Raw genomic sequence first — 24,522 nt, 5'->3', positions numbered from 1 at the left:
AAGTCACCCAAGAACTCTTGAAGCAGGCTAAGGGAGGGCGAGGAAGGAGTTTTGGGTAAAGCCCTGCACGTTCGGCTTGACGGGACTTGGGGAGGTCCTTTAGGCTAAGGTTTGTGCTCTTTGGTCGGGCCAAGGGAGCACGGTAAGAGCCAGCCGCCGCGGGAAGGAGGCTTCCTGCGGAAGAACCCTGTTAGCTTACCTCGGGCGGCCCGCTTTCCCAGAGGTGACGCATGGAGATTAAGCGGTTCGGTCGCATCCGAGAGGTCATTCCCCTTCCTCCTTTGACGGAAATCCAGGTGGAGTCCTACAAGAGGGCCCTTCAGGCCGATGTTCCCCCAGATAAGCGGGAGGACGTGGGCATCCAGGCGGCCTTCAAGGAAACCTTCCCCGTGGAGGAGGGGGACAAGGGCAAGGGCGGCTTGGTGCTGGACTTCCTGGAGTACCGCCTGGGGGAGCCCCCCTTCTCCCAGGATGAGTGCCGGGAGAAGGACCTCACCTACCAGGCCCCCCTCTACGCCCGGCTCCAGCTCATCCACAAGGACACGGGGCTCATCAAGGAGGACGAGGTCTTCCTGGGCCACATCCCCCTCATGACCGAGGATGGCTCCTTCATCGTTAATGGGGCCGACCGGGTCATCGTCTCCCAGATCCACCGCTCCCCGGGGGTCTACTTCACCCCCGACCCTGCCCGCCCCAGCCGCTATGTGGCCAGCATCATCCCCTTGCCCAAGCGGGGCCCTTGGATCGACCTGGAGGTGGAGCCGAACGGCACCGTCTCCATGAAGGTCAACAAGCGCAAGTTCCCCCTCATCCTCCTCCTCCGGGTCCTGGGCTACGACGCCGAGACCCTGAACCGGGAGCTCGGGGCCTATGGGGATCTGGTGCAGGGGCTTTTGGACGAGGCGGTGCTGGCCATGCGCCCGGAGGAGGCCTTGGTGCGCCTCTTCACCCTTTTGCGCCCCGGGGACCCTCCCAAGAAGGACAAGGCCCTGGCCTACCTCTTCGGCCTCCTGGCCGACCCCAAGCGCTACGACCTGGGGGAGGCGGGCCGCTACAAGGCGGAGGAGAAGCTGGGCATTGCCCTTTCTGGCCGCACCCTGGTGCGCTTTGAGGACGGGGAGTTCAAGGACGAGGTCTTCCTCCCCACCCTGCGCTACCTCTTCGCCCTCACCGCCGGGGTGCCGGGCCACGAGGTGGACGACATCGACCACCTGGGCAACCGCCGCATCCGCACCGTGGGCGAGCTCATGGCCGACCAGTTCCGCGTGGGCCTAAGCCGCCTGGCCCGCGGGGTGCGGGAGAGGATGGTGATGGGGGCTTCCGACACCCTCACCCCGGCCAAGCTGGTGAACAACCGCCCCCTCGAGGCGGCCATCCGGGAGTTCTTTGGCCGCAGCCAGCTCTCCCAGTTCAAGGACGAGACCAACCCCCTCTCCTCCCTGCGCCACAAGCGCCGCATCTCCGCCCTGGGCCCGGGCGGCCTCACTCGGGAGCGGGCGGGGTTTGATGTGCGCGACGTGCACCGCACCCACTACGGGCGCATCTGCCCGGTGGAGACCCCGGAAGGGGCCAACATCGGCCTCATCACCTCCCTGGCGGCCTACGCCCGGGTGGACGAGCTGGGCTTCATCCGCACCCCCTACCGCCGGGTGAAGAACGGGGTGGTCACCGACGAGGTGGTCTACATGACCGCCACCGAGGAGGACCGCTACACCATCGCCCAGGCCAACACCCCCCTCGAGGGTGACCGCATCGCCACCGACCGGGTGGTGGCCCGGCGCCGGGGGGAGCCCGTCATCGTGAGCCCGGATGAGGTGGAGTTCATGGATGTATCTCCCAAGCAGGTCTTCTCCGTGAACACCAACCTCATCCCCTTCCTGGAGCACGACGACGCCAACCGGGCCCTCATGGGTTCCAACATGCAGACCCAGGCGGTGCCCCTCATCCGGGCCCAGGCCCCGGTGGTGATGACGGGCCTCGAGGAGCGGGTGGTGCGGGACTCCCTGGCCGCGGTCTACGCGGAGGAGGACGGGGAGGTGGTGGCGGTGGATGGCCGCCGCATCGCCGTGCGCTACAAGGATGGCCGCTTGGTGGAGTACACCTTGCGCCGCTTCGTGCGCTCCAACCAGGGTACCGCCCTGGACCAGCGTCCCCGGGTGACCGTGGGCCAGAGGGTGAAGAGGGGGGATCTCTTGGCGGATGGCCCCGCCTCCGAAGGGGGCTTTTTGGCCCTGGGGCAGAACGTCCTGGTGGCCATCATGCCCTTTGACGGCTACAACTTCGAGGACGCCATCGTCATCAGCGAGGAGCTTCTAAAGCGGGACTTCTACACCTCCATCCACATCGAGCGCTACGAGATCGAGGCCCGGGACACCAAGCTGGGCCCGGAGCGGATCACCCGGGATATCCCCCACCTCTCCGAGGCGGCCCTGAGGGACCTGGACGAGGAGGGGGTGGTGCGCATCGGGGCCGAGGTGAAGCCCGGCGACATCCTGGTGGGCCGCACCAGCTTCAAGGGGGAGCAGGAGCCCTCCCCGGAGGAGAGGCTTCTGCGCTCCATCTTCGGGGATAAGGCCCGGGATGTGAAGGACACCTCCTTGCGGGTTCCCCCGGGCGAGGGGGGCATCGTGGTGGGTACCCTGCGCCTGCGCCGGGGCGACCCCGGGGTGGAGCTGAAGCCCGGGGTGCGAGAGGTGGTGCGGGTCTTTGTGGCGCAAAAGCGCAAGCTTCAGGTGGGCGATAAGCTGGCCAACCGCCACGGGAACAAGGGCGTGGTGGCCAAGATCCTCCCGGTGGAGGATATGCCCCATCTGCCGGACGGCACCCCTGTGGACATCATCCTGAACCCCCTGGGCGTGCCCAGCCGCATGAACCTGGGCCAGATCCTGGAGACCCATCTGGGCCTGGCGGGCTTCTTCCTGGGCCAGCGCTACATCTCCCCGGTCTTCGACGGGGCCACGGAGCCCGAGATCAAGGCCCTTTTGGCCGAAGCCTTCGACCTTTACTTCGGTAAGCGGAAGGAGGAGGGCTTCGGGGTGGACAAGCGGGAGCGGGAGGTCCTGGCCCGGGCGGAGAAGCTGGGCCTGGTGAGCCCCGGCAAGAGCCCCGAGGAACAGCTTCGGGAGCTTTTCACCCAGGGGAAGGTGGTCCTCTACGACGGCCGCTCCGGGGAGCCCCTCGAGGGCCCCATCGCCGTGGGGCAGATGTTCATCATGAAGCTCTACCACATGGTGGAGGACAAGATGCACGCCCGCTCCACCGGCCCCTACTCCCTCATCACCCAGCAACCCTTGGGCGGCAAGGCCCAGTTCGGCGGGCAGCGTTTCGGGGAGATGGAGGTGTGGGCCCTCGAGGCCTACGGGGCCGCCCACACCCTGCAGGAGATGCTCACCCTGAAGTCCGACGACATCGAGGGCCGCAACGCCGCCTACGAGGCCATCATCAAGGGGGAGGACGTGCCCGAGCCCAGCGTGCCGGAGTCCTTCCGGGTGCTGGTGAAGGAGCTTCAGGCCCTGGCCCTGGACGTGCAGACCCTGGACGAGCGGGATAACCCCGTGGACATCTTTGAGGGCTTGGCGTCCAAGCGGTAGCGCTTGCTGGAAAAGCTGGAGGAAGAATGAAAAAGGAAGTCCGCAAGGTCCGCATCGCCCTGGCTTCCCCGGAGAAGATCCGCTCCTGGAGCTACGGGGAAGTGGAGAAGCCCGAGACCATCAACTACCGTACCCTCAAGCCCGAGCGGGACGGGCTCTTTGACGAGCGCATCTTCGGCCCCACCAAGGATTACGAGTGCGCCTGCGGCAAGTACAAGCGGCAGCGCTTTGAGGGCAAGGTGTGCGAGCGCTGCGGGGTGGAGGTCACCAAGAGCATCGTCCGCCGCTACCGTATGGGCCACATCGAGCTGGCCACCCCCGCCGCCCACATCTGGTTTGTGAAGGACGTGCCCTCCAAGATCGGCACCCTTTTGGACCTCTCCGCCACCGAGCTGGAGCAGGTCCTCTACTTCAGCAAGTACATCGTCCTGGACCCCAAGGGGGCGGTGCTGAACGGGGTACCGGTGGAAAAGGGCCAGCTCCTCACCGACGAGGAGTACCGGGAGCTCCGCTACGGCAAGCAGGAGACCTACCCCCTGCCCCAGGGGGTGGATGCCCTGGTCAAGGACGGGGAGGAGGTGGTGAAGGGGCAGGAGCTGGCCCCTGGGGTGACCAGCCGCATGGACGGGGTGGCCCTCTACCGCTTCCCCCGCCGGGTACGGGTGGACTACCTGAGGAAGGAAAGGGCCGCCCTGCGCCTGCCCTTGGCGGCGTGGGTGGAGAAGGAGGGCTACAAGCCTGGGGAGGTGTTGGCAGAGCTCCCCGAGCCCTACCTCCTCCGGGCGGAGGAAGCGGGGGTGGTGGAACTTCACGAGCTGGAGGAGGGCCACCTCCTCTACCTGCGCCAAGAGGATGCGGTGGTGGCCCGCTACTTCCTGCCCGTGGGCCTCACCCCCCTGGTGGTCCATGGGGAGATCGTGGAGGAGGGTCAGCCCTTGGCGGAGGGACGGGGGCTTTTGCGCCTGCCCCGCCACATGACCGCCAAGGAGGTGGAGGCGGAGGAGGAGGGGGATACCGTCTACCTCACCCTCTTCCTGGAGTGGACCGAGCCCAAGGACTACCGGGTGGCCCCCCACATGAACGTGGTGGTGCCGGAAGGGGCCAGGGTGGAGCCCGGGGAGAAGATCGTGGCCGCCATCGACCCCGAGGAGGAGGTCATCGCCGAGGCCGAGGGGATCGTCCACCTGCACGAGCCTGCCAGCATCGTGGTGATGAAGGCCCGCCTCTACCCCTTTGAGGACGATGTGGAGGTTTCCACCGGGGACCGGGTGGCCCCTGGGGACGTCCTGGCCGATGGCGGCAAGGTCAAGAGCGAGATCTACGGCCGGGTGGAGGTGGACCTGGTCCGCAACGTGGTGCGGGTGGTGGAGTCCTACGACATCGACGCCCGCATGGGGGCGGAGGCCATCCAGGCCCTTTTGAAGGAGCTGGACCTGGAGAAGCTGGAGGCTGAGCTCCTGGAGGAGATGAAGCACCCCTCCCGGGCCCGGCGGGCTAAGGCCAGGAAGCGCCTCGAGGTGGTGCGGGCCTTCTTGGACTCCGGCAACCGCCCGGAGTGGATGATCCTCGAGGCGGTGCCCGTGCTGCCCCCGGACCTCCGCCCCATGGTGCAGGTGGACGGCGGGCGCTTCGCCACCTCTGACCTCAACGACCTCTACCGCCGCCTCATCAACCGCAACAACCGCCTGAAGAAGCTCCTGGCCCAGGGCGCTCCCGAGATCATCATCCGCAACGAGAAGCGCATGCTCCAGGAGGCGGTGGATGCGGTGATCGACAACGGCCGCCGCGGGGCGCCCGTCGTCAACCCCGGTTCCGAGCGGCCTCTCCGGAGCCTTACCGACGTGCTTTCCGGCAAGCAGGGCCGCTTCCGCCAGAACCTTCTGGGCAAGCGGGTGGACTACTCGGGCCGGAGCGTGATCGTGGTGGGGCCCCAGCTCAAGCTCCACCAGTGCGGCCTGCCCAAGCGCATGGCTCTGGAGCTCTTCAAGCCCTTCCTCCTTAAGAAGATGGAGGAAAAGGGCATCGCCCCCAACGTGAAGGCCGCCCGGCGCATGCTGGAGCGCCAGCGGGACATCAAGGACGAGGTGTGGGACGCTTTGGAGGAGGTCATCCACGGCAAGGTGGTCCTCCTGAACCGGGCCCCCACCCTGCACCGCCTGGGCATCCAGGCCTTCCAGCCGGTGTTGGTGGAGGGGCAGTCCATCCAGCTCCACCCCCTGGTCTGCGAGGCCTTCAACGCCGACTTCGACGGGGACCAGATGGCGGTGCACGTGCCCCTCTCCTCCTTCGCCCAGGCGGAGGCCCGCATCCAGATGCTCTCCGCCCACAACCTCCTCTCCCCGGCCTCCGGGGAGCCCCTAGCCAAGCCCAGCCGGGACATCATCCTGGGGCTTTACTACATCACCCAGGTGCGCCGGGAGAAGAAGGGGGCAGGCCGGGAGTTCGCCACGCCCGAAGAGGCCCTGGCCGCCCACGAGCGGGGCGAGGTGGCCCTGAACGCCCCCATCCGGGTGGCGGGGAAGGAGACCAGCGTGGGCCGGCTCAAGTTCGTCTTCGCCAACCCCGACGAGGCCCTTTTGGCGGTGGCCCATGGGTACCTGGACCTCCAGGACGTGGTCACGGTGCGCTACCTGGGCCGGCGCTTGGAGACCAGCCCAGGCCGGGTCCTCTTCGCCCGCATCGTGGGCGAAGCGGTGGGGGATGAGCGGGTGGCCCAGGAGCTTCTGCAGATGGACGTCCCCCAGGAGAAGAACTCCCTGAAGGACCTGGTCTACCAGTCCTTCCTGCGCCTGGGGATTGAGAAGACCGCAAGGCTCCTGGACGCCCTCAAGTACTACGGCTTCACCCTCTCCACCACCAGCGGGATCACCATCGGCATCGACGACGCCGTTATTCCTCCCGAGAAGAAGAAGTTCCTGGAGGAGGCCGACCGCAAGCTCCTGCAGATCGAGCAGGCCTACGAGATGGGCTTCCTCACCGACCGGGAGCGCTACGACCAGGTGATCCAGCTCTGGACCGAGACCACGGAGAAGGTCACCCAGGCGGTCTTTAAGAACTTCGAGGAGAACTACCCCTTCAACCCCCTTTACGTGATGGCCCAGTCCGGGGCCCGGGGTAACCCCCAGCAGATCCGCCAGCTCTGCGGCATGCGCGGCCTCATGCAGAAGCCTTCGGGGGAGACCTTCGAGGTGCCGGTGCGCTCCTCCTTCCGCGAGGGCCTCACCGTACTGGAGTACTTCATCTCTAGCCACGGGGCCCGGAAGGGTGGGGCGGACACCGCCCTCCGCACCGCCGACTCCGGCTACCTCACCCGGAAGCTGGTGGACGTGGCCCACGAGATCGTGGTGCGGGAGGCGGACTGCGGCACCACCAACTTCATCTCCGTGCCCCTCTTCCAGCCCGACGAGGTGACCCGCTCCTTGCGCCTCAGGAAACGCTCCGACATCGAGTCCGGCCTCTACGGCCGCGTTCTGGCCCGGGAGGTGGAGGTGCTGGGGCAGAAGTTGGAGGAGGGCCGCTACCTCACCTTGGAGGACGTCCACCTCCTGGTGAAGGCGGCGGAGGCTGGGGAGATCCGGGAGGTACCGGTGCGCAGCCCCCTCACTTGCCAGACCCGCTACGGGGTGTGCCAGAAGTGCTACGGCTACGACCTCTCCATGGCCCGGCCCGTGTCCATCGGCGAGGCGGTGGGGGTGGTGGCGGCGGAGTCCATCGGCGAGCCCGGCACCCAGCTCACCATGCGCACCTTCCACACGGGCGGCGTGGCCACGGGCACGGACATCACCCAGGGTCTGCCCCGCGTGATCGAGCTCTTTGAGGCCCGGCGTCCCAAGGCCAAGGCGGTCATCTCCGAGATCGACGGGGTGGTGCGCATCGAGGAAACCGAGGAGAAGCTTTCTGTCTTCGTGGAGTCCGAGGGCTTTTCCAAGGAGTACAAGCTGTCCAAGGACGCCCGCCTGGTGGTGAAGGACGGGGACTACGTGGAGGCGGGCCAGCCCCTTACCCGCGGCGCCGTGGACCCCCACCAGCTCCTCGAGGCCCGCGGTCCTGAGGCGGTGGAGCGCTACCTGGTGGACGAGATCCAGAAGGTCTACCGGGCCCAGGGGGTGAAGCTCCACGACAAGCACATCGAGATCGTGGTGCGGCAGATGCTGAAGTACGTGGAGGTCACCGACCCCGGGGACAGCCGCCTCCTGGAGGGGCAGGTCCTGGAGAAGTGGGACGTGGAGGCCCTGAACGAGAAGCTGATCGCCGAGGGCAAGACCCCGGTGGCTTGGAAGCCCCTCCTCATGGGGGTCACCAAGAGCGCCCTCTCCACCAAGAGCTGGCTCTCCGCCGCCAGCTTCCAGAACACCACCCATGTGCTCACCGAGGCGGCCATCGCCGGGAAGAAGGACGAGCTCATCGGCCTCAAGGAGAACGTCATCCTGGGTCGCCTGGTTCCAGCGGGCACGGGCTCGGACTTCGTGCGCTTTACCCAGGTGGTGGACAAGAAGACCCTGAAGGCCATCGAGGAGGCCAGGAAGGAGGCGGTGGAGGCCAAGGAGAAGGAACCCGCCGTCCGCCGTCCCGCGCGCCGGGAGCAGCCGGGGAAGCAAGCCTAGATCCGCCCTTTGAGGCAACCCCGTGGTGGCGTAGGCCACCACGGGGTGCTTGCCTCGAGGGCCTTCCTCTTTCGGCCATAATGGGCCTATGCTGGCTCGCCTGTACACCGCCTTCCGCCAGGTGGGGGAGGACCTCTTCCACCAGCGCCTCATCTCCGCCACCGCGGGTAACTTTTCCGTGCGCACCAAGGAGGGCTTTCTCATCACGCGAAGCGGGGTGCAGAAGGCCCGCCTGACCCCCGAGGACCTGGCGGAGGTGCCCCTGGAGGGCCCCTTCCCTGAAGGGGCCAGCGTGGAGAGCGTGATCCACCGGGAGGTCTACCGGAAGACCCCGGCCCGGGCCATCGTCCACGCCCATCCCCGGGTGGCGGTGGCCCTTTCCCTGCACCTGGACCGGATCGTACCCCTGGACCTCGAGGGCCAGTACTACCTGAAGGAGGTGCCGGTGCTCTCCCCAAGGACCGTTTCCGCCACGGAGGAGGCGGCCTTGGCTGTGGCTGAGGCCCTGAGGGAGCACCGGGTTTGCCTCCTGAGGGGCCACGGGGCCTTCGCCATCGGCCTCAAGGAGCGCCCGGAGGAGGCCCTCCTCGAGGCCTACAGCCTCCTCACCACCTTGGAGGAGAGTGCGGAGATCCTCTTTTACCACCGCCTTTGGGGGAAGGGATGAGGGTACTCTTTGTGGAGGGCAAGGAAAAGGAGGTCCTTTTGCGCTTGGCCTGGGAACTTCCTCATCCCTTTTGGCTTCTTGAGGGGGAAGGGGTGTGGCTCCTGGAGGTGTTCGGCGCCGGGGAGGAGGCCATCGCCAAGGCCCAGGCCCTGCCCGGGGTTAAGGTTTGGGCCTTTACCCTTCAGGATGGGGTAGTCTATAGGGGATGCGGGAAGAAATCGGCTACATCCCCGTAGGGGAAGCGGAGCTCTACGTGGAGGACGTGGGGGACGAGCATGCCCCGGCCCTCCTGGTCCTCCACGGGGGGCCTGGGGGCAACGCCTACGCCCTCAGGGAGGGGCTTCAGGACTACCTGGAGGGCTTTCGGGTCATCTACTTCGACCAGCGGGGTTCGGGGCGGAGCCTGGAGCTTCCCCAGGACCCCAGGCTTTTTACCATAGATGCCCTGGTGGGGGATACCGTGGCCCTGGCCGAGGCCTTGGGACTGGATCAGTTTCATCTTCTGGCCCACGGCTTTGGGGCCCTGGTGGCCCTGGAGCTCCTCCGCCGCTACCCGGAGGCCCTGGGGGCGGTCCTCCTTTCCCCCTGGGTGAGCTTCCCTTGGCTTTCCGCAAGGCTTGCGGAGGCGGCGGGGCTGGAGCCCTTGGCCGACCCCGAGGCGAACCTGAGGGCGGCCTTGGAGAAGGCGGAGCCCAAGCTCCTCTTCGACCGCCTCATGTTTCCCACCCCCCATGGCCGCCTGGAGTACGAGTGGGTGGCGGAGGGCTCCGGCATCCTGGGGCCGGATACCCCTGCCTGGGGCTTCCTGCGCAACGGCCTTTGGCGGCTGGACTACACCCCCTACCTTTCCCCCAGCTCCAAGCAGGTGGCGGTGGTGGTGGGGGAGCAGGACGGCACCAGCTACCCCTACGCGGAGGAGGTGGCGGGGCGCCTCAAAGCCCCCATCCGGGTGATCCCTGGGGCTGGGCACTACCCCTGGATCGACCAACCGGAGGCTTTTGGCGAGGCCTTCCGCGAGAGCCTCGAGGGCCTGCTGGCTCCCTCTCCTTGGAGGGTGTGAGAGATGCCCTTCCAGGGCCGGGAAGGGTGGGGTAAACTCAGGGCGTCACCGGGGGTGCCCCGTCAGGGGCTGAGAGATACCCTTGGAACCTGATCCGGGTAATGCCGGCGTAGGGAAGGTGACGGAAAGCCGAAGACTTTCCGAAACCCCGGTGGCAGGGGGTTTTTATGTTGCGACTGCTGGCGGTTTTGGTGTTCTTGGCCCTTGGTTGGGCCCAGGAGATCACGGTCCTCACCCACTCCAGCTTCTCCCTGGATAAGGGGCTCATCGCCCGGTTTGAGCGGGAAACCGGCCTGAAGCTCCGCTTCCTCAAGGGAGGGGACGCGGGGGAGACCCTGAACCGGGCCATCCTCACCAAGGGGGCTCCTATTGCCGACGTGATCTACGGCTTTGACAACACCTTCCTCTCCCGGGCCCTCGAGGCGGACATCCTCCTCCCCTACCGTAGCCCTGAGATCCAGAACCTGAAGGCCACCTTGCTCCTGGACCCCAGCTTTCGCGCCCTTCCCGTGGACTACGGTTGGGTGAGCCTGAACTACGACCGGGCCCACTTCAAGGACCGCTCTTTGCCCAAGGCGCCCGCCGACCTGGCCCGGCCCGAGTACGCCCGGCTCCTGGTGGTGCAAAACCCCGCCACCAGCTCCCCGGGCCTGGCCTTCCTCATGGCCACGGTGGCCCGCTTCGGCGAGGACGGGTACCTGGACTTCTGGGCCAAGCTCCGGGATGGGGGCGTGCGGGTGGCCAAGGGCTGGAGCGAGGCCTACTACACCCACTTCACCCTCTACAAGGGGGATCGGCCCCTGGTGGTCTCCTACACCACGAGCCCCGCCGCCGAGGTCTACTATTCCGAGGGCAAGTACCAGGAACCCCCCACGGGGAACCTCTTCCCCGAGCTGGCCTTCTTCCAGGTGGAGTTCGTGGGGATCCTGAAGGGGACCAACAACCTGGAAGGAGCCAAGAAGGTGGTGGACTGGCTCCTCTCCAAGCCCGTGCAGGAGAACATCCCCACGGAGATGTGGATGTACCCGGCCCGCCGGGATGCTAGGCTCCCTGAGGTCTTCCGCTTCGCCCCCGAGCCCGTGGGGAGCGTGCGTTTGGACCCCAAGGTCATGGCCCAGAACCGGGAGCGCTGGATCGCGGAGTGGACCCAGGTGGTGCTCCAGGGGCGAAGCCCCGAGGCGGTGCGCCGGGGGCGGCGGTGATACCGCCCCACCTTGACCAAGCCAGGGTGGGGGCCCCGGCGAAGGGGCGTGGGGAAGGGGTGTAGGAGGGCGTGGCCAGGCTTGCGGGGCTCCTCGTTCTCTCCTTCTTAGGCCTGGCCCTCTTCTATCCCCTCTCCCGGATCTTGGTCCTGGGGGTGGGGGAGGGGTTTGCCAAGGCCCTGGCAAACCCCTATTACTGGGAACGCTACCTCTGGAGCCTGGAGTACGGCCTCCTTTCTGCCTTCTTCACCCTCTCCTTAGCCCTTCCCCTGGCCTTTCTCTTCCGCAGGCGCTTTCCCCTGCGGGAGGCCTTTTTGGCCCTTTCCACCTTGCCCTTTGTCCTCCCTACCCCCGTGGTGGCCCTGGGGTTCATGGCCCTTCTCGGACCCAGGGGGGTTTTGGGGGTGGACCTTTACGGCACCCGGACGCTCCTTTTCCTGGCCGCGGTCTTCTATAACCTGGGGCTTGCCCTTCGCATCCTCCTGCCCGTGGCCATGCGCCTGGAGGGCCCCATGCGGGCCGCGCGGGTCTTGGGGGCTACCCCCTTTCGCGCCTTCCTCCGGGTGGGGCTTCCCCTCCTCCTACCGGCCTTGGCCTCGGCGGGGCTTCTGGTCTTCCTTTACGCTTTCTCTGCCTTCGGGGTGCCCCTCCTCCTGGGAGGGCCCAGGTACGCCACCCTCGAGGTGGAGGTCTACACCCTCCTGGCCTACCGCCTGGCCTTCCCCGAGGCCAGCGCCCTCATGCTCCTGGAGATCCTCACCCTGGGCCTGGCCGTCCTCCTGTACCTGCGGTTCCGCCCTTACCCTCTGCCTCCGGGGGAGCTCTTGCCCGCCTCCTGGGCCTGGACCGCGGGGCTTGCCGCCTTTTTCCTCCTTCTCTTCGCCCCCCTAGGGGCCCTCTTCCTCCAGGCCGACCCCAGGGCCTTGGCCTCCGCCTGGGCCTCGGAGGACTTCACCCCCCTTTCCCTGGCCCTGGGGAACAGCCTCCGCTTTACCCTCCTGGCCCTCCTCCTGGCCCTGCCCCTGGGGGTGGCCTACGCGGTGGCCGCCCGGGGGAGCCGCCTTCTGGACCTTCTGGGCCTTTTCCCCCTCATGGTGAGCCCGGTGGCGGTGGGCCTGGGCTACTTGCTGGCCTACCCCGCCTGGCGGGGCTCCTTGCCCCTGCTCCTCGCCGCCTACGCCCTCCTAGCCTACCCGCTTTTGGCCCGGGCCCTGCTTCCGGCCCTAAGGAGCCTTTCCCCAAACCTCCTTCAGGCCGCCCGGGTCCTGGGGGCCACCCCCCTTAGGGCCTTCTTGCGGGTGGAGATCCCCTTGGTCTTTCCCGCCCTGCAATCCGGGCTTGCCCTGGCCCTGGCCGCCATTCTGGGGGAGTTTGGGGCCACCCTGGTGCTCTGGCGCCCGGAGTGGACCACCCTGACCCTGGCCATCTACGAGCGCCTGGGGAGGCCGGGGGAGGCCCCCTTTAAGGAGGCCTTGGCCCTGGCCGCCCTGCTGGCTCTTCTTTCTGGCCTCCTCTTCTACCTCCTGGACCGGGGCCGGGGCCGGTGGGGCTAATGCGCCCCCCGCGGGGGGAGGGCTCAGGTCTGGCACCGGGGGCAGAAGTGGGTGCCCCTTCCCGCCACCACCGCCCGGGCCACGGGGGTGCCGCACCGGGGGCAGGGGAGGCCCTGGCGCCCGTAGACCGCATGGCGCTCTTGGAAGCTCCCTGGGAGGCCGTCGGGCTGCTGGTAGGTGCGGTCGGAAAGCGTGCTTCCCCCTAAGGCCACGGCCTCGCCCAAGACCTCCCTCAGGGCCTGAAAGAGCCTTTGGGCCTCCTCTGGGTTCACCTCCCTCCCCCGGCGGAAGGGGGAGAGGCGGGCCCTAAAGAGGGCCTCGTCGGCGTAGATGTTTCCCACCCCGGCGGCCAGGCGCTGGTCCAGGAGGAGGCCCTTGAGGGGCTTGGCGCTTCTTCTTAGGCCCTCCCAGAACTCCGGGAAGCGGAAGGCCTCGGAGAGGGGCTCGGGGCCCAGGCGGGAGAGGAGGGGGATTTCCCGGTAGTCCCCCCTCTCCACCACCCAGATGCGCCCAAAGCGCCGGGGGTCGTGGAAGAAGACCGCTCCTTGGTCCAGGCGGAAGGCCACCCGGGTGTGGGGGGTTGGCTCCAGGCGAAACCCCCCGGTCATGCCCAGGTGGACCACCATCTCCAGGCCTCCGGAGAGGGGGAAGAGGAGGAACTTGCCCCGGCGCAGGAGGCCTTCCACCCTCCTGCCCAGGGCCTTTTCCGTGTGGCGGTAGCGCCCTGGGTCCCCGTGGCGGATCTCCAGGAAGCGCCGCCCGAGGAGGAGGGCCTCGAGGCGCCGCCTTGTGGTCTCCACCTCGGGCAGTTCAGGCACGGGGCCTCCTCGCCGCCAGGGCCTGGTAGAGCTTTGGCCCCAGGCCGAAGGCTAGGCCCAGGAGGAGGAGGGGGTAGAGGGGCCAAAGGAGGGGTAGCCTCCGGGCCAGGGCCAGGAGGGCCCGGTAGCCCCGGTGGACCCTCTTTCCTTCCAGGACGTGGAGCTCCTTAAGGAGGGCTTCCCGGTCCAGACCCTGGGCCTCCTGCAGGGGCTCTACCTGGAGGGTCCCCCGCAGGTCCAAGCCCTTCAGGGCCCGGCCCAAGGCCCGGCAGTAGGGGCAGGAAGCGTCAATCAGCACCCGCATGCTCGTCCACCGGCACGGGCTGGCCCCGCTCGTTCACCGCCACGTAGGTGAGCTCCCCCTTGGTGGCCAGGACCCGGCCGTTTTCCTGGCCGAAGCGCTCCTTGTAGACCTCCACCTCCACGGTCAAGGAGGTGCGCCCCACCCGCACCACCTTGGCCACCACCTCCAGGAGGTCCCCGGTGCGGATGGGCACCTTGAACTCCACCCCCCCCACGGCCACGGTGACCACGGGCTTCTTGGCCCTGCGGGCGGCGGCGTAGGAGCCCACCTTGTCCATGAGGCCCAGCACGAAGCCGCCGAAGGCGGCGCCCAGGGGGTTGGTGTGCTCGGGGAAGACGAGCTCTAAGGTGCGTGCCTCCATACCTCTCCCAGGCTACCCCAGGAGCAGGTCGGTGAGGCGGGCCATCTCCCGGTCCTTCTCGGTGATGCCCCCCTGGCTGTGGGTCCACCACTCCACCGTGACCCGCCCCCACTCCACGGTGAGGCGGGGGTGGTGGTTTTCCCTTTCGGCCAGCTCCCCCACCTTTTGGGCGAAGGCCAGGGCCTCCAGGAAGTTCTTGAAGCGGAAGGTCTTGACCAAGCGCTCGGGGTTCTGGTGCACCTCCCAGTCCATGCCCCAAGGGTAAGGCAAAGGCCCGGACCCTTTAGGGTCCGGGCTTCCTTTTGGTTGCGGGGGCGGGATTTGAACCCGCGACCTTCGGGTTATGAGCCCGACGAGCTACCAGGCTGCTCCACCCCGCGTCGCCATCCTTAACTATAGCGAAGGGCCTAAGGTGTGTCAAGCACCTTGCCCGGGTTCAGGAGGCCCTCGGGGTCCAGGAGGGCCTTTAGTTTTCGCATCCAATCCAAAGCAGGCCCGTGCTCCAGGGGGAGGTACTTCTTCTTCCTGAGGCCCACCCCGTGTTCGGCGGTGCAGGTGCCGCCAAGCTCTAGGGCGCGGCGCACCAGGGCCTCGGCGTAGGCCTCCGCCTTGGGGTAGTCCTCGGGCAAAACGGGGACCAGGGTGTGGAAGTTCCCGTCCCCCACGTGGCCCAGGATGTTGCCGGTGAGGCCCATTTCCCGAAGAAGCCCTTGGGCGTAGCGGACCATCTCCGGCAGGCGGGAAAGGGGCACGGCCACGTCGGTGATCACGAAGCGGTGGCCGGGATAGAGGTGGACCAGGGCCCAGTAGGCCTGGTGGCGGGCCTCCCACTGCCTTTTGCGCTCCTCCTCGGTCTTCGCGGCCTCCACCGCCAAAGCCCCTGCCTCCTCCATGAGGGTGAGGGCCAAGGCGCTTTCCGCCTCGAGGGCCTCCTTTGTGGAGGAGTGGAACTCCAGGAAAAGGGCAGGGCGCTCGGGGAAGCCCGCCCCTAGGTAGCGGTTCAGGGCCCTCAGGGCAAGCTCGTCCAAAAGCTCCAGCCGGGCCACGGGAAGCCCGCTGGCCATCACCTGGTAGCTGGCCAAAGCCGCCTCCTCCACCCCGGGGAAGAAGACCCTGAGGGTGTGCACGTGCTCCGGCAAGGGGTGGAGGCGCAGGGTGAGGCGGGTGATGACCCCCAAGGTCCCCTCCGAGCCGATGAAGAGGTCTTTGAGGTCGTAGCCGGCGCTGGTCTTGCGCACCCCTCGCCCGAGCTCCAGCACCTCCCCGCTGGCCAGGACCACCTGGAGGGCGAGGACGTTTGGCCGCATCCCTCCGTAGCGCACCGTGGTGGTGCCGCTGGCGTTGGTGGCGGCCATACCCCCCAAGGTGGCGTCGGCCCCGGGGTCCACGGGGAAGAAGAGGCCCGTGCCCTTGAGGGCCTCATTGAGGGCCTTGCGGGTGAGGCCGGGCTCCACCACGCAAAGGAAGTCCTCGGGCCGGACCTCGAGGAGGCGGTTCATGCGGGCGAAGTCCAGGCTGATGGCCTCCCCCAAGGGCAGGAGGTGGCCCTCCAGGCTGGTCCCCGCCCCGAAGGGGATCACGGCCACGCCCCACGCCCGGGCCCACTGGAGGGCCTTCTGCACGTCCTCTACCCCCTCGGGGTAGACCACGGCCAGAACGGGCCTCGCCTCGGGGTAGCCCTCGTCCTTCCCGTGGCGCAGGCGCTCGCTTTCCGAGAGGTCCACCTTCCCCGGGAAGAGGCGCTTTAGGGCTTCCAGCTTGTCCATGCCTTTGAGTTTACGCCTTGCCCAGGAAGGGGACCGCGCCCAGGGGGAAGGGGAAGCCTCACCCCGGTCAAGATCCCCTCAGGTTTCGTAAAGTTGGGCCTGGAGCCGCCAAAGCTCGGCGTAGGCGCCCTTCCTCCGCAACAACTCCTCATGGGTCCCTTCCTCCACCAACCGGCCTTCCTGGAGGACGAGGATCCGGTCCGCCATGCGTACCGAACCCAGGCGGTGGGTGATGAGGATGACCGTCTTACCCCCGGCCATCTCGGCGAAGCGCCTGTAGAGGTGGGCCTCCTCTTTGGGATCCAGCGAGGCCGTAGGCTCGTCCAAGACCAAAAGCTTGGCCTTGCGGAAGAAGGCCCGCGAGAGGGCGACTCGTTGCCACTCCCCCAGGGAAAGCTCTGTGCCGCCAAAGGCCTTGGACAGGAGGGCCTGGGGGCCAAGCCGCTGGAGGAGCTCCCAGGCCCCGCCTAAGCGTAAGGCCTCTGCGACACGGTTAGGGTCGGGCTTCACGTCCGGGTCGGAAAGGGCGACGTTTTCCTCGAGGGTTAGGGCGTAGCGGCCAAAGTCCTGGAAGACTGCGGTGATGAGGGCGCGCCAGGCCTTCAGGTCTATTTCCCGGAGGTCAATCCCGTCCACCAGGATGCGGCCCTCCGTGGGGTCGTAGAAGCGGAGGAGGAGCTTTACCAGGGTGGTCTTGCCCGCCCCGTTTTCCCCCACCAAAGCCAGGCGCTCCCCCCGTCGGAGGGCAAAGGAGACTCCCGCAAGCGCCCGCTTTCCGTTGGGGTAGCAGAACCCTACCCCTTCAAACCGGATCTCCTCAAAACCCTGGACCTTCCTGCCCGGGCCAGTCTCCGCCATGGAAGCGGGCCTGGCTAGGAAGCTTTCCAGCTTTTCAAAGTACAACAGGCTTTCGTACAGCATGCCCCCGTCCTGGACTAGGGCGTAGAGGTTTTGCTGGAGGCTTCCCACCGACTGCAAGAGGAGCACCAGACTGCCCAGGCTCCCTCCCAAGAGGGTCTGGCGCAGCCCCAAGAAGAGGGCAAGAGCCGTGAAAAGGGCGCTCAGTAGCACCAGCAGGCTGGTCCCTAGGGCCTGGCGGCCTCGAGCACGGCGCAGGCTTTGGTAAAGGCTATGGAAAACCTCGAGGTAACGTCTGCGGAAGAAGGGCAAAAGACCGAATAACCGCACCTCTTTGGCAGTCTCGGGGCTCAAGAGCACCTCGGCGAAATAGCGCATTCGCCGGGCCTCGGGGGCCCCGAAGAGTAGGGCCTCCCACACCCCCTTCTGGAGCCGAAAGGTGAGCCAGGCTTGGGGCAGGGTGGCCAAGAGCAGGAGTAAGGGGAAGAAAGGCGCCAGCCCAAATAGCAGGAGAAGAACCCCGAGAGCGGCGAGGACCTCCCGGAAAGCGTTGCCCAGGAAAACCAGCAGGTTGAGGGGCTGGTAAGGGGCCTGGTCGCGTAGCACCTGAAGCTCATCGTGAAAGCGGGGATCCTCAAAGGGGGTCAGGTCCGGCGTGCCGGCCACCTTCTCCATGAGGAGCAGGTGAACCCGAGCGGTGAGCTTTTCGTTCACCGAACCTTGCAGGTAGACCACCCAAGGGGTGAGGAGGAAGTCCAGGCCAAAAGCCAGCGCTAACCCCACCAGCGGCCAAAGCAGGGTTGGGGTAAAGGGACTACCCCCCAGTGTGGTCGCCAGCTGGTCCACCAAGGCACGGGTGAGGCCCAGCACCGCCACTGGCACGAGCCCTCCCAGGACCAGGAGCCCAAGCAAAAGGGCGCTCTCCCTGGGGCTTGCGCGGAAGATGTGCCGCAGCGCAGGGAGCAGCAGGCGCCAAAGGGATCTTTTACCCAGCCCCAACCACCTCCTGCGGACGAGAAATCCAACGCGTGGGGTTGATGTAGTTAGAAGCTATGTATTCCCACTCCTTTTCCGAAATTGGCATCATGTCTTCCACCGCATAGCGGTTTCGCATAGGCTGGGTAGGGTCGTGGCGGAGCACCGCTTTGTACCCCTCGGGGATACTTACGAGGTCAAAGGATTGACCTCTTTCATCCCACTCCCAGATGAAGACTTCCCCCAGTAGCGCATAGAAAGCATCCCTATGGGCGTCCAGGTTGCGGGCGTACACATTCGCTGGGCAGTACCAGCAGGAGGTGCGGTATTTCCCGCAAGCCACCACTTCCAGTGGTCGCACGTAGTGCCGGAACTTGAAGATCTCCCCGAAGAAGACCAAAGTAGGCCGCTCAGCGGGCTGAGCGATGATGCCTCCTTGAGGATGGTAAACGTACTCAAGCTCCGAAGATGGGCCCAAGCGAAGGACCAGGCCGTAGTTATCCCTAACCTCCACGAGGCCGTCCCGCGTTTTAAGGATATCACCAACCTCCAGCGTCATGCCCTCTACGATTGGTAAGTCCTTTCTACCGCGGAAAAGCGTGGGTTGTTCGCCTCCTTGTCCAGCTTGCCGAAGGACCCGAGTAACCGTGTAAACCGTCATTTGCTTCACCCCCTTACGGGTTAGCCCCAGGGTAGCAGGGGGGAGGTTACGCGAGGTTACGTGGAAGGGGTTCCATAGCTGGCCTCCCGCGTAACCTCGCGTAACCTCTGGCCCGCCGCGTAACCCTCCCCGTGGCACCCTGGGGGCATGAGGGGCAAAGTCTTTTGGCTTTGGCTCTTGGCCTGGCTCCTCCTCCTGGCCCGGCCTTCCGGGCCCGCTTTGGCCTGCTGGGACCCCAACTGCGTCCCCCCGGCCTCACACCCCGTACTCCCGGCAGAGCCTCGCCACCTGGGCCCGGGCGATGGGGAGGCGGGGGTCTTCCTGGGGTAGCCTCTCCAGGAGGGCTTCCCAGACCTCCAGGTCTTCTTTCAGGCGCTCGGCCAGGAGGAAGAGGCTTTCCGTGTCCCCTTGGGCCAGCACCGCCTGCTTCAGGGTCTCCTCCAGCTCCAGGCGGAGTTCCTCCACCCCCGGGGCCTGGCTCCAGGGGAGGAGGGGGCCTTGGTAGAGGGCCAGGGCCCCCTCCAGGTCCCCCCGGGAGAGGGCCTTAAGGAAGGCTCCGAGGTCCGAGGGGGGAGGGTTTTCCAAGCGGTAAGGGGAACAGGCGATGCGGAAGCCCTTCTCCCGCAGGCGGTGGAGGAGGGCCTTTAGGGCCCCCGGGTTGGGCTCCCCGTAAAGCGCCTCCCCCAGGGCCTCTCCCGAAAGGCCTGCCTCGTGGGCGAGGAGGAGGGCCAGGGCCTCGGTTCCCCTGGGGCCCAGGGAGGGGAGGGGGCCTCCCCCGAGGAAGCGAAGGAGAGGGGTTCCGGCCTCTCCCAAAAGGAGGGCCCGGGCCTCCGGGCGGAGAGCGGGGGCGAGCCCCGGGGCCAGAGGGGCTTCCACCTCCACCCCGAGGGCCTTCAGGCGGGCTTCAGCCAGGAGGGCGTAGAGCGCCCCCTCCTCCCGCAGGAGGCCGTGGGCGGCGAGGAGGTGGGCCTCATCCCCCTCCCCAAGCCCCCGGGCCAGGAGGTAAAACCCCCAGGGCCAGCCCTCCCGGGGGAGGAAGGCCTTAGCCCCTTCCAGGAGGAGCCGGACCTCGGGGGGGTCTAGGGCCAAGGCCCCAAGGACGAGGAAGCTCGCGAGGCTTTGCGGCTCCAGGAGAGGGAGGAGGCCCCGGAGGAGGTTTTTGGCCCGCCTTGGGCTTCCCCGGAGGAGGTGAGTCAGGGCCAGGGTGTGCCCCACGAGGAGGCGCACCCCGGGGAAGGGGTGGGGCAGGAAGGGCTCCGCCTCCTCCAGGACCTCCGGGAGGGGCTTCGTGCCGAAGAGGAGCTCCAGGCGCAGGTGGTGCAGGATGGTCCAGGGGGAGGGGTCCTTGAGGCGGGCGAGGGCGGCGTGGGCCAGGGCCTCGGGCCGGCCCAGGCGCTCCAGGGCGATGGCCAAGGCCAGGTGGAGCCGGGCCTCCCCCTTGGCGTCCCCCCCGAAGCGGTGGAGGGCCTCCTCCAGGGCCAAGGCCCCCGCCTTTGGGGGGAGGGCCAGGCCCAGGTGGTAGAGGGTGAGGGGGGTCTGGGCCCTTTGGGCGGCCTCCAGGGCCAGGGCGCGGTAGGCCTGAAGGTTTCCCCGCCTCGCCTCCACGAAGCCGAGAAGGGCGAGGCGCTCCGCCTCCAAAGGGCCCTCCTGGGGAGGAAGGAGAAAGGCCTGGGCTTCCCGGTCCCGTCCCTTCTCCAGGAGGCGGAGGGCCGTGGCGGGGAGGGGCTCGCCCATAGGGGAAGCCTACAGGCCCCCTCTTTCCTTGGGAGGGAAGGAAGCCACATTGGAAGGGCGCTCCTTGGCCTTGCGTCCGCGTCCGATCACGGCGCGGCTGCCTGGCTTTCCTTAGCGTCGGGAAGGAGGCGCTCCACCTCCCGCGCCCCGGGAAAGAGGTAGCCGGAAAGCCCCCAAAGCACCCCCAGGCTCCCGAAGAGGAGGAGCATGAAGGTGATGCCTTCCCCCTGCCCGTACCGGGGGCCGAAGACCCGGTCGGCCAGCGGCCCCGCAAGGAGCATGGCCAAGGGGTTGGGGGCCCCCTAGCTCAGGCTTCGCCTTTTAGGATGGCCTCAATCTTTTCCCGGGCCTCCTGGGGCAGGTCCACCCCCGCGGCCCCCAGGCTCTCCCGGATCTGCTCGGGGCGGGTGGCCCCGGTGATGGCGCTGGAGATGCCGGGAAGCCTAAGCACCCAGGCCAAGGCCAGCTGGGTGCGGGTTAGGCCCAGCTCGTCCGCCACCTCCTTGAGCTTCAGCACCTTCTTCCGGTTTTCCTCCGTGAGGAAGCGCTCGGCGAACTGGGGGTAGCGGGCGAAGCGGCTGTCCTCGGGGATTTCCTGGTCGTACCGCCCGGTGAGCATCCCCATGGCCAAGGGGCTCCAGACCACCAGGCCCAGGCCGAAGCGCTCCGCCTCGGGGAGGATCTCCCCCTCCACCCGCTCCCGGTAGAGCATGGAGTACTGGGGCTGCTCCACCACGGGCGGGTGGAGGCCGTTTTCCCTGGCGAAGGCCACCGCCTCGGCGATGCGGGCGGCGGGCCACTCCGAGGTGCCCCAGTAGAGGGCGTAGCCCCTTTCCACGATGGTGTGCATGGCGTAGACGATCTCCTCCATGGGCACCTCGGGGTCAAAGCGGTGGGCGAAGAAGAGGTCCACGTAGTCGGTCTTTAGCCGCTTCAGGCTTTGGGTGATGCTCTCCAGGAGGTGTTTCCGGCTTAGGCCCCGGTCGTTGGGGTCCTCCGACATGGGCCAGTAGGCCTTGGTGGAGAGGACCAGGGTGTGCCGGGGAAACTCCCTGAGCACCTCGCCCATGATCTCCTCCGCCAGGCCCTTGGCGTAGACGTCGGCGTTGTCGAAGAAGTTGACCCCGCCCTCGTAGGCGATCTTTACGATCTCCCGGACGGTTTCCTTGTCCTTCACCACATCCCCGAAGGTGACCCAGGCCCCCAAGGAGATCTCCGAGACCTTAAGCCCCCATTTGCCCAGTTTCCGGTAGCGCATCTCGCCCATGGCTACCGGAGTTTACCCCCTTGGCCTCAAGTTGACCAGCGGGTCAGTCTCCTTCCACTTCCAAGACCCCTCCCGGAGCCTGGAAGCCGATGCGCTTGTGGGTGCCGTCGCAGAAGGGCTTGTTGCCCGAGGCCCCGCAACGGCAGAGGAAGACCCGGGGTTTCTCCAAGACTTCCTCCTTGTCCCCCACCCGCAACGTGAAGCGCTCCCCCTCCACCCGAATGGGTCCGTTTTCCAAGAACTCCAGCCGCATGCCCCCATACTACCGAAGAAGCCGGGCCAAAAGGGGCACCAGCAGGAAGAGGAGGAAAACCCGCAGCGTGTGGAACACCCCCACCAGGGCTGCGCTTCCCCCCTCCGCCTGGCTCAGGGGGCCCATGCCGGTAATCCCCCCTGGGGCGAGGGCAAAGAGGAGGGCCTTGGGTTCCTGCCCCAGGGCCCGGGCGAAGAGGAGGGCTAAGGCCACCGCCAAAAGCAAGAAGGCTAAGGCGGCCAGGACGGCGTAGGGCAGGAGGCGGGGGGAGAGAAGCTCCCGCCGGAAGGAAAGCCCCACCAGTACCCCGGCCAGGAGCTGGACCAGGAGGTCCAGGCCCCGGGGGGTGGGGGCGGGGGGCAGGAGGAGCTGGTGGAGGCCCGTGCCCAGCATGGCCCCCACCACCGCTCCCCCGGGCAGGCCCAGGCGCTGGAAGAAAAGGCCCAGCAGAAGGCCGCTTAGGGCGGCGCGCAGCAGTTCCATGGCCCCATGGTATACTCCGTCCAACCATGAAACGCCTTCTGCGGCTTCTGGCTTGGCTTCTTGGCCTGGTGCTCGGGGTGGTCTTGCTGGCGGCGTTGGGGGTCTACCTCACCCTGCGGGCCTCCTTGCCCCAGGTGGAGGGGCGTATTGCCCTGAAGGGCCTTTCCACCCCGGTGGAGGTGGTGCGGGACAGGTGGGGGGTGGTACGGGTGCGGGCGGCGAGCCTCGAGGACCTCTTCTTCGCCCAGGGCTTCGTCCACGCCCAGGAAAGGCTCTGGCAGATGGAGTTCCAGCGCCGGGTGGGGCAGGGGAGGCTTGCCGAGGTGTTGGGGGAGGCGGCGCTGCCGCAAGACCGTTTCCTGCGCACCTGGGGCTTCTACCGGGCGGCGGAAAGCGCCTACGAGCGCCTCTACCCCGAGGAGAAGCGGGTGGTGGACGCCTACGTGGCCGGGGTGAACGCCTTCTTGGAAAGCGGGGCCCCCTTACCCCCCGAGTTTCGCCTCCTTTCCTTCCGCCCCGAGCCCTGGACGGGTCCGGACGTCCTGGTCTGGGCCAAGATGATGAGCTTTGACCTCTCCATGAACTGGGAGGAGGAGCTTCTGCGCCACCGCCTCCTGGCCCGGGGGGTGAGCCCAGAAAGGCTTCTGGAGCTCCTGCCGCCTTACCCGGAGGACGCCCCCACCATCCTGCAGGCGGAGGACTTGGGGCTTCCCCTAAAGCGGGAGGAAGCCCCGGCGGCCCTCCTCCGACTGGCCCCGCCCCGCTTCCTGGAGGCCAGCAACAACTGGGTGGTTTCGGGAAGCCGCACTGCTACCGGCAAGCCCTTCCTGGCGAACGACCCCCACCTGGGCTTGCAGGCCCCAAGCCTCTGGTTCCTGATGGCCCTCGAGGCCCCCGGGTACCGGGTCATCGGGGCCACCCTGCCTGGGGTGCCTGGCATCGTCATCGGCCGGAACGAGCGCATCGCCTGGGGGGTGACCAACGTGGGGGCGGACGTGCAGGACCTCTACCTCCTCGAGGACGTGGAGGGTAAGGGGTACCGCTACAAGGGCCAGGTGGTGCCCTACCGGGTGCGGGAGGAGAGGATCCAGGTGCGGGGGGGGAAGGAGGTGGTCCTCCGGGTGCGGGAAACCCACTACGGGCCCGTCATCACCGACGCCCTGCAAGACCCCCCCAAGATCCCCATGGCCCTCCGCTGGGTGAGCCTGGACGAGGAGGACCATATCCTCATGGCCTTTTTGGGGGTGAACCGGGCGCGCAACTGGCTGGAGTTCACCGAAGCCCTCCGGCACTACTCCGCCCCCAGCCAGAACTTCGTCTACGCGGACGTGGACGGCAACATCGGCTACATCGCCCCCGGAAAGTTTCCCATCCGCAGGGAAGGACACACGGGCATGGTGCCCGTGCCCGGGAACGGGGAATGGGACTGGCAGGGCTACCGCAAGCCGGAGGACTGGCCCCAGGTCCTGAACCCCAAGGAGGGCTTGGTGGTCACTGCCAACCACAAGGTGACCCCTCAGGGCTTCCCCTACGCCCTCACCTACGACTGGGCCGAGCCCTACCGGGCGGAGCGCATCCGGGAAATGCTCTTGGCCAAGGAGAAGCTCTCCTTGGAGGACATGAAGGCCATCCAGATGGATCAGAAGAGCCTCCTCTTACGGGATTTCCGCCCGGTCCTGGAGCTTCTTAATCCCCTTTCCGAGCGGAGCCGGACCTGGCGGGAGCGGCTTCTTGCCTGGGACGGGATGGCGGATCGGGCCTCGGAGGAGGCCTTGGTCTTCGCCCTTTGGTACACCGAGCTCACCCGGCTTCCGGAAAAGGAGGTGGGCGAGGCCTACTGGGACGAGCCCCGCTACCTCCTGAAGGCCCTGCGGGAAGGCGACCCAAATTGCGACCAGCCCGGGACCGAGTTCCGGGAGACCTGCCTGGACTTTGCCGCTTTGGCCCTGGAAAGGGCCCTGGACCGGAAGGAGGCCCTAAGGGCCCGCTCCTGGGGAGAGGTACACCAGGCCACCTTCCCCCACGCGGTCCTCACCCACACCCCCTTGAAGCGCCTCACCGACCGGAGGGTGCCCTTCGGCGGGGACCGGTACACGGTGAACGTGGGGCCCTTCGTCCCCCAAAGCCTCCAGATGACCCACGGGCCCAGCTACCGCCAGATCGTGGACCTTTCGGACCCGGAGGCCTCCCTCTTCATCCACCCCATGGGCCAGTCGGGGCACTTCCTCTCCCCCCACTACGCCGACCTCCTGCCCCTATGGCAGCGAGGGGCGTACCTGCCCATGCGCTTTGCGGAAGGGGGCAAAACCCTCCTCCTGGAGCCCGGCCGCTAAAGGCCCCGTCGTGGCCCTAGGCCACGGCGGGGA

20 protein-coding genes, 1 tRNA gene and 1 riboswitch are annotated in these 24,522 nt (G+C 67.3%); of the genes, 8 read left to right on the top strand and 13 right to left on the bottom strand.

Annotated features, from left to right (window positions below; genetic code table 11):
- The first annotated feature begins 230 nt into the window (after positions 1 to 230).
- From rpoB to L1088_RS08120, 7 genes are all read left to right on the top strand, one after another.
- A complete protein-coding gene (rpoB, locus tag L1088_RS08150; protein WP_234554487.1) occupies positions 231 to 3,590 on the top strand; it encodes a DNA-directed RNA polymerase subunit beta in 3,360 nt (1,119 codons plus the stop codon).
- Between the two features lie 26 nt (positions 3,591 to 3,616).
- Positions 3,617 to 8,194, top strand: a complete 4,578-nt coding sequence (rpoC, locus tag L1088_RS08145; RefSeq protein ID WP_234554486.1) for a DNA-directed RNA polymerase subunit beta' — start codon at positions 3,617 to 3,619, stop codon at positions 8,192 to 8,194.
- A gap of 88 nt (positions 8,195 to 8,282) precedes the next feature.
- Complete coding sequence (locus tag L1088_RS08140; RefSeq protein WP_234554485.1) at positions 8,283 to 8,861, top strand: fuculose-1-phosphate aldolase; 579 nt, start codon at positions 8,283 to 8,285, stop codon at positions 8,859 to 8,861.
- Positions 8,858 to 9,097, top strand: coding sequence for a hypothetical protein (locus L1088_RS08135; protein WP_234554484.1), 240 nt, complete (start codon positions 8,858 to 8,860; stop codon positions 9,095 to 9,097). The genes L1088_RS08140 and L1088_RS08135 overlap by 4 nt, the downstream gene beginning before the upstream one ends.
- Positions 9,067 to 9,921 (top strand): alpha/beta fold hydrolase, encoded by an 855-nt coding sequence (locus tag L1088_RS08130; protein ID WP_135260387.1) that lies wholly within the window; start codon positions 9,067 to 9,069, stop codon positions 9,919 to 9,921. The genes L1088_RS08135 and L1088_RS08130 overlap by 31 nt, the downstream gene beginning before the upstream one ends.
- Positions 9,922 to 9,961: 40 nt before the next feature.
- A riboswitch (TPP riboswitch) is annotated at positions 9,962 to 10,055 on the top strand.
- Between the two features lie 33 nt (positions 10,056 to 10,088).
- Positions 10,089 to 11,123: a thiamine ABC transporter substrate-binding protein gene (locus tag L1088_RS08125; RefSeq protein ID WP_234554483.1), complete on the top strand. Its 1,035-nt coding sequence runs from the start codon at positions 10,089 to 10,091 to the stop codon at positions 11,121 to 11,123.
- A gap of 71 nt (positions 11,124 to 11,194) precedes the next feature.
- Positions 11,195 to 12,676, top strand: a complete 1,482-nt coding sequence (locus L1088_RS08120) for an ABC transporter permease (RefSeq protein WP_234554482.1) — start codon at positions 11,195 to 11,197, stop codon at positions 12,674 to 12,676.
- Between the two features lie 23 nt (positions 12,677 to 12,699).
- Here L1088_RS08120 and L1088_RS08115 read toward each other — a convergent pair whose 3' ends face one another.
- The 13 genes from L1088_RS08115 to L1088_RS08055 all read right to left on the bottom strand — a co-directional run bounded on the left by L1088_RS08115 (position 12,700) and on the right by L1088_RS08055 (position 22,156).
- On the bottom strand, positions 12,700 to 13,494 hold the full coding sequence (locus L1088_RS08115; RefSeq protein WP_234554481.1) for a DNA-formamidopyrimidine glycosylase: 795 nt from the start codon (positions 13,492 to 13,494) through the stop codon (positions 12,700 to 12,702).
- Positions 13,487 to 13,798: a DCC1-like thiol-disulfide oxidoreductase family protein gene (locus tag L1088_RS08110; protein WP_234554480.1), complete on the bottom strand. Its 312-nt coding sequence runs from the start codon at positions 13,796 to 13,798 to the stop codon at positions 13,487 to 13,489. Before L1088_RS08110 ends, L1088_RS08115 begins: the two co-directional genes overlap by 8 nt.
- Positions 13,782 to 14,159, bottom strand: coding sequence for an acyl-CoA thioesterase (locus tag L1088_RS08105; RefSeq protein WP_234554479.1), 378 nt, complete (start codon positions 14,157 to 14,159; stop codon positions 13,782 to 13,784). The genes L1088_RS08110 and L1088_RS08105 overlap by 17 nt, the downstream gene beginning before the upstream one ends.
- A 12-nt stretch (positions 14,160 to 14,171) precedes the next feature.
- Positions 14,172 to 14,411: a 4a-hydroxytetrahydrobiopterin dehydratase gene (locus tag L1088_RS08100; RefSeq protein ID WP_135260393.1), complete on the bottom strand. Its 240-nt coding sequence runs from the start codon at positions 14,409 to 14,411 to the stop codon at positions 14,172 to 14,174.
- Between the two features lie 51 nt (positions 14,412 to 14,462).
- Positions 14,463 to 14,539, bottom strand: a tRNA-Met gene (locus L1088_RS08095).
- A gap of 27 nt (positions 14,540 to 14,566) precedes the next feature.
- Positions 14,567 to 15,925, bottom strand: coding sequence for an FAD-binding oxidoreductase (locus L1088_RS08090; RefSeq protein ID WP_234554478.1), 1,359 nt, complete (start codon positions 15,923 to 15,925; stop codon positions 14,567 to 14,569).
- Between the two features lie 78 nt (positions 15,926 to 16,003).
- Positions 16,004 to 17,782 (bottom strand): ABC transporter ATP-binding protein, encoded by a 1,779-nt coding sequence (locus tag L1088_RS08085; protein ID WP_038040241.1) that lies wholly within the window; start codon positions 17,780 to 17,782, stop codon positions 16,004 to 16,006.
- Entirely contained in the window at positions 17,769 to 18,317 is a 549-nt protein-coding gene (locus tag L1088_RS08080) for a hypothetical protein (protein ID WP_051906147.1), read from the bottom strand. Before L1088_RS08080 ends, L1088_RS08085 begins: the two co-directional genes overlap by 14 nt.
- Positions 18,318 to 18,674: 357 nt before the next feature.
- On the bottom strand, positions 18,675 to 20,153 hold the full coding sequence (locus tag L1088_RS08075; protein ID WP_234554476.1) for a hypothetical protein: 1,479 nt from the start codon (positions 20,151 to 20,153) through the stop codon (positions 18,675 to 18,677).
- Between the two features lie 86 nt (positions 20,154 to 20,239).
- The gene (locus L1088_RS08070; protein ID WP_038040238.1) at positions 20,240 to 20,434 is read right to left on the bottom strand and encodes a hypothetical protein; all 195 of its coding nucleotides are present in this window, start codon (positions 20,432 to 20,434) and stop codon (positions 20,240 to 20,242) included.
- A 26-nt stretch (positions 20,435 to 20,460) separates the two neighbouring features.
- Positions 20,461 to 21,420: an aldo/keto reductase family protein gene (locus tag L1088_RS08065; RefSeq protein WP_234554475.1), complete on the bottom strand. Its 960-nt coding sequence runs from the start codon at positions 21,418 to 21,420 to the stop codon at positions 20,461 to 20,463.
- A 43-nt stretch (positions 21,421 to 21,463) separates the two neighbouring features.
- The gene (locus L1088_RS08060; RefSeq protein ID WP_234554474.1) at positions 21,464 to 21,673 is read right to left on the bottom strand and encodes a CDGSH iron-sulfur domain-containing protein; all 210 of its coding nucleotides are present in this window, start codon (positions 21,671 to 21,673) and stop codon (positions 21,464 to 21,466) included.
- Positions 21,674 to 21,682: 9 nt separating this feature from the next.
- Positions 21,683 to 22,156: an AbrB family transcriptional regulator gene (locus tag L1088_RS08055; protein ID WP_038049280.1), complete on the bottom strand. Its 474-nt coding sequence runs from the start codon at positions 22,154 to 22,156 to the stop codon at positions 21,683 to 21,685.
- A gap of 26 nt (positions 22,157 to 22,182) precedes the next feature.
- Between L1088_RS08055 and L1088_RS08050 the strand changes: the two genes are divergently transcribed.
- Positions 22,183 to 24,489, top strand: a complete 2,307-nt coding sequence (locus tag L1088_RS08050) for a penicillin acylase family protein (RefSeq protein WP_234554473.1) — start codon at positions 22,183 to 22,185, stop codon at positions 24,487 to 24,489.
- Positions 24,490 to 24,522 lie beyond the last annotated feature (33 nt).

This window comes from Thermus caliditerrae, from assembly GCF_021462525.1.
GTDB lineage: Bacteria > Deinococcota > Deinococci > Deinococcales > Thermaceae > Thermus > Thermus caliditerrae.
Note: the sequence above shows the minus strand (reverse complement) of the source record. Positions and strands in the feature narration are given on the sequence as shown.

What these genes read in the sequence shown, in the direction of transcription:
- L1088_RS08065 (WP_234554475.1), bottom strand. Translation starts at nt 21,420, where the DNA reads ATGGGCGAGATGCGCTACCGGAAACTGGGCAAATGGGGGCTTAAGGTC.
- L1088_RS08060 (WP_234554474.1), bottom strand. Translation starts at nt 21,673, where the DNA reads ATGCGGCTGGAGTTCTTGGAAAACGGACCCATTCGGGTGGAGGGGGAG.
- rpoC (WP_234554486.1), top strand. Translation starts at nt 3,617, where the DNA reads ATGAAAAAGGAAGTCCGCAAGGTCCGCATCGCCCTGGCTTCCCCGGAG.
- L1088_RS08090 (WP_234554478.1), bottom strand. Translation starts at nt 15,925, where the DNA reads ATGGACAAGCTGGAAGCCCTAAAGCGCCTCTTCCCGGGGAAGGTGGAC.
- L1088_RS08140 (WP_234554485.1), top strand. Translation starts at nt 8,283, where the DNA reads ATGCTGGCTCGCCTGTACACCGCCTTCCGCCAGGTGGGGGAGGACCTC.
- L1088_RS08100 (WP_135260393.1), bottom strand. Translation starts at nt 14,411, where the DNA reads ATGGACTGGGAGGTGCACCAGAACCCCGAGCGCTTGGTCAAGACCTTC.
- L1088_RS08070 (WP_038040238.1), bottom strand. Translation starts at nt 20,434, where the DNA reads ATGCTCCTTGCGGGGCCGCTGGCCGACCGGGTCTTCGGCCCCCGGTAC.
- L1088_RS08110 (WP_234554480.1), bottom strand. Translation starts at nt 13,798, where the DNA reads ATGCGGGTGCTGATTGACGCTTCCTGCCCCTACTGCCGGGCCTTGGGC.
- L1088_RS08125 (WP_234554483.1), top strand. Translation starts at nt 10,089, where the DNA reads ATGTTGCGACTGCTGGCGGTTTTGGTGTTCTTGGCCCTTGGTTGGGCC.
- rpoB (WP_234554487.1), top strand. Translation starts at nt 231, where the DNA reads ATGGAGATTAAGCGGTTCGGTCGCATCCGAGAGGTCATTCCCCTTCCT.
- L1088_RS08130 (WP_135260387.1), top strand. Translation starts at nt 9,067, where the DNA reads ATGCGGGAAGAAATCGGCTACATCCCCGTAGGGGAAGCGGAGCTCTAC.
- L1088_RS08055 (WP_038049280.1), bottom strand. Translation starts at nt 22,156, where the DNA reads ATGGAACTGCTGCGCGCCGCCCTAAGCGGCCTTCTGCTGGGCCTTTTC.
- L1088_RS08105 (WP_234554479.1), bottom strand. Translation starts at nt 14,159, where the DNA reads ATGGAGGCACGCACCTTAGAGCTCGTCTTCCCCGAGCACACCAACCCC.
- L1088_RS08075 (WP_234554476.1), bottom strand. Translation starts at nt 20,153, where the DNA reads ATGGGCGAGCCCCTCCCCGCCACGGCCCTCCGCCTCCTGGAGAAGGGA.
- L1088_RS08135 (WP_234554484.1), top strand. Translation starts at nt 8,858, where the DNA reads ATGAGGGTACTCTTTGTGGAGGGCAAGGAAAAGGAGGTCCTTTTGCGC.
- L1088_RS08050 (WP_234554473.1), top strand. Translation starts at nt 22,183, where the DNA reads ATGAAACGCCTTCTGCGGCTTCTGGCTTGGCTTCTTGGCCTGGTGCTC.
- L1088_RS08080 (WP_051906147.1), bottom strand. Translation starts at nt 18,317, where the DNA reads ATGACGCTGGAGGTTGGTGATATCCTTAAAACGCGGGACGGCCTCGTG.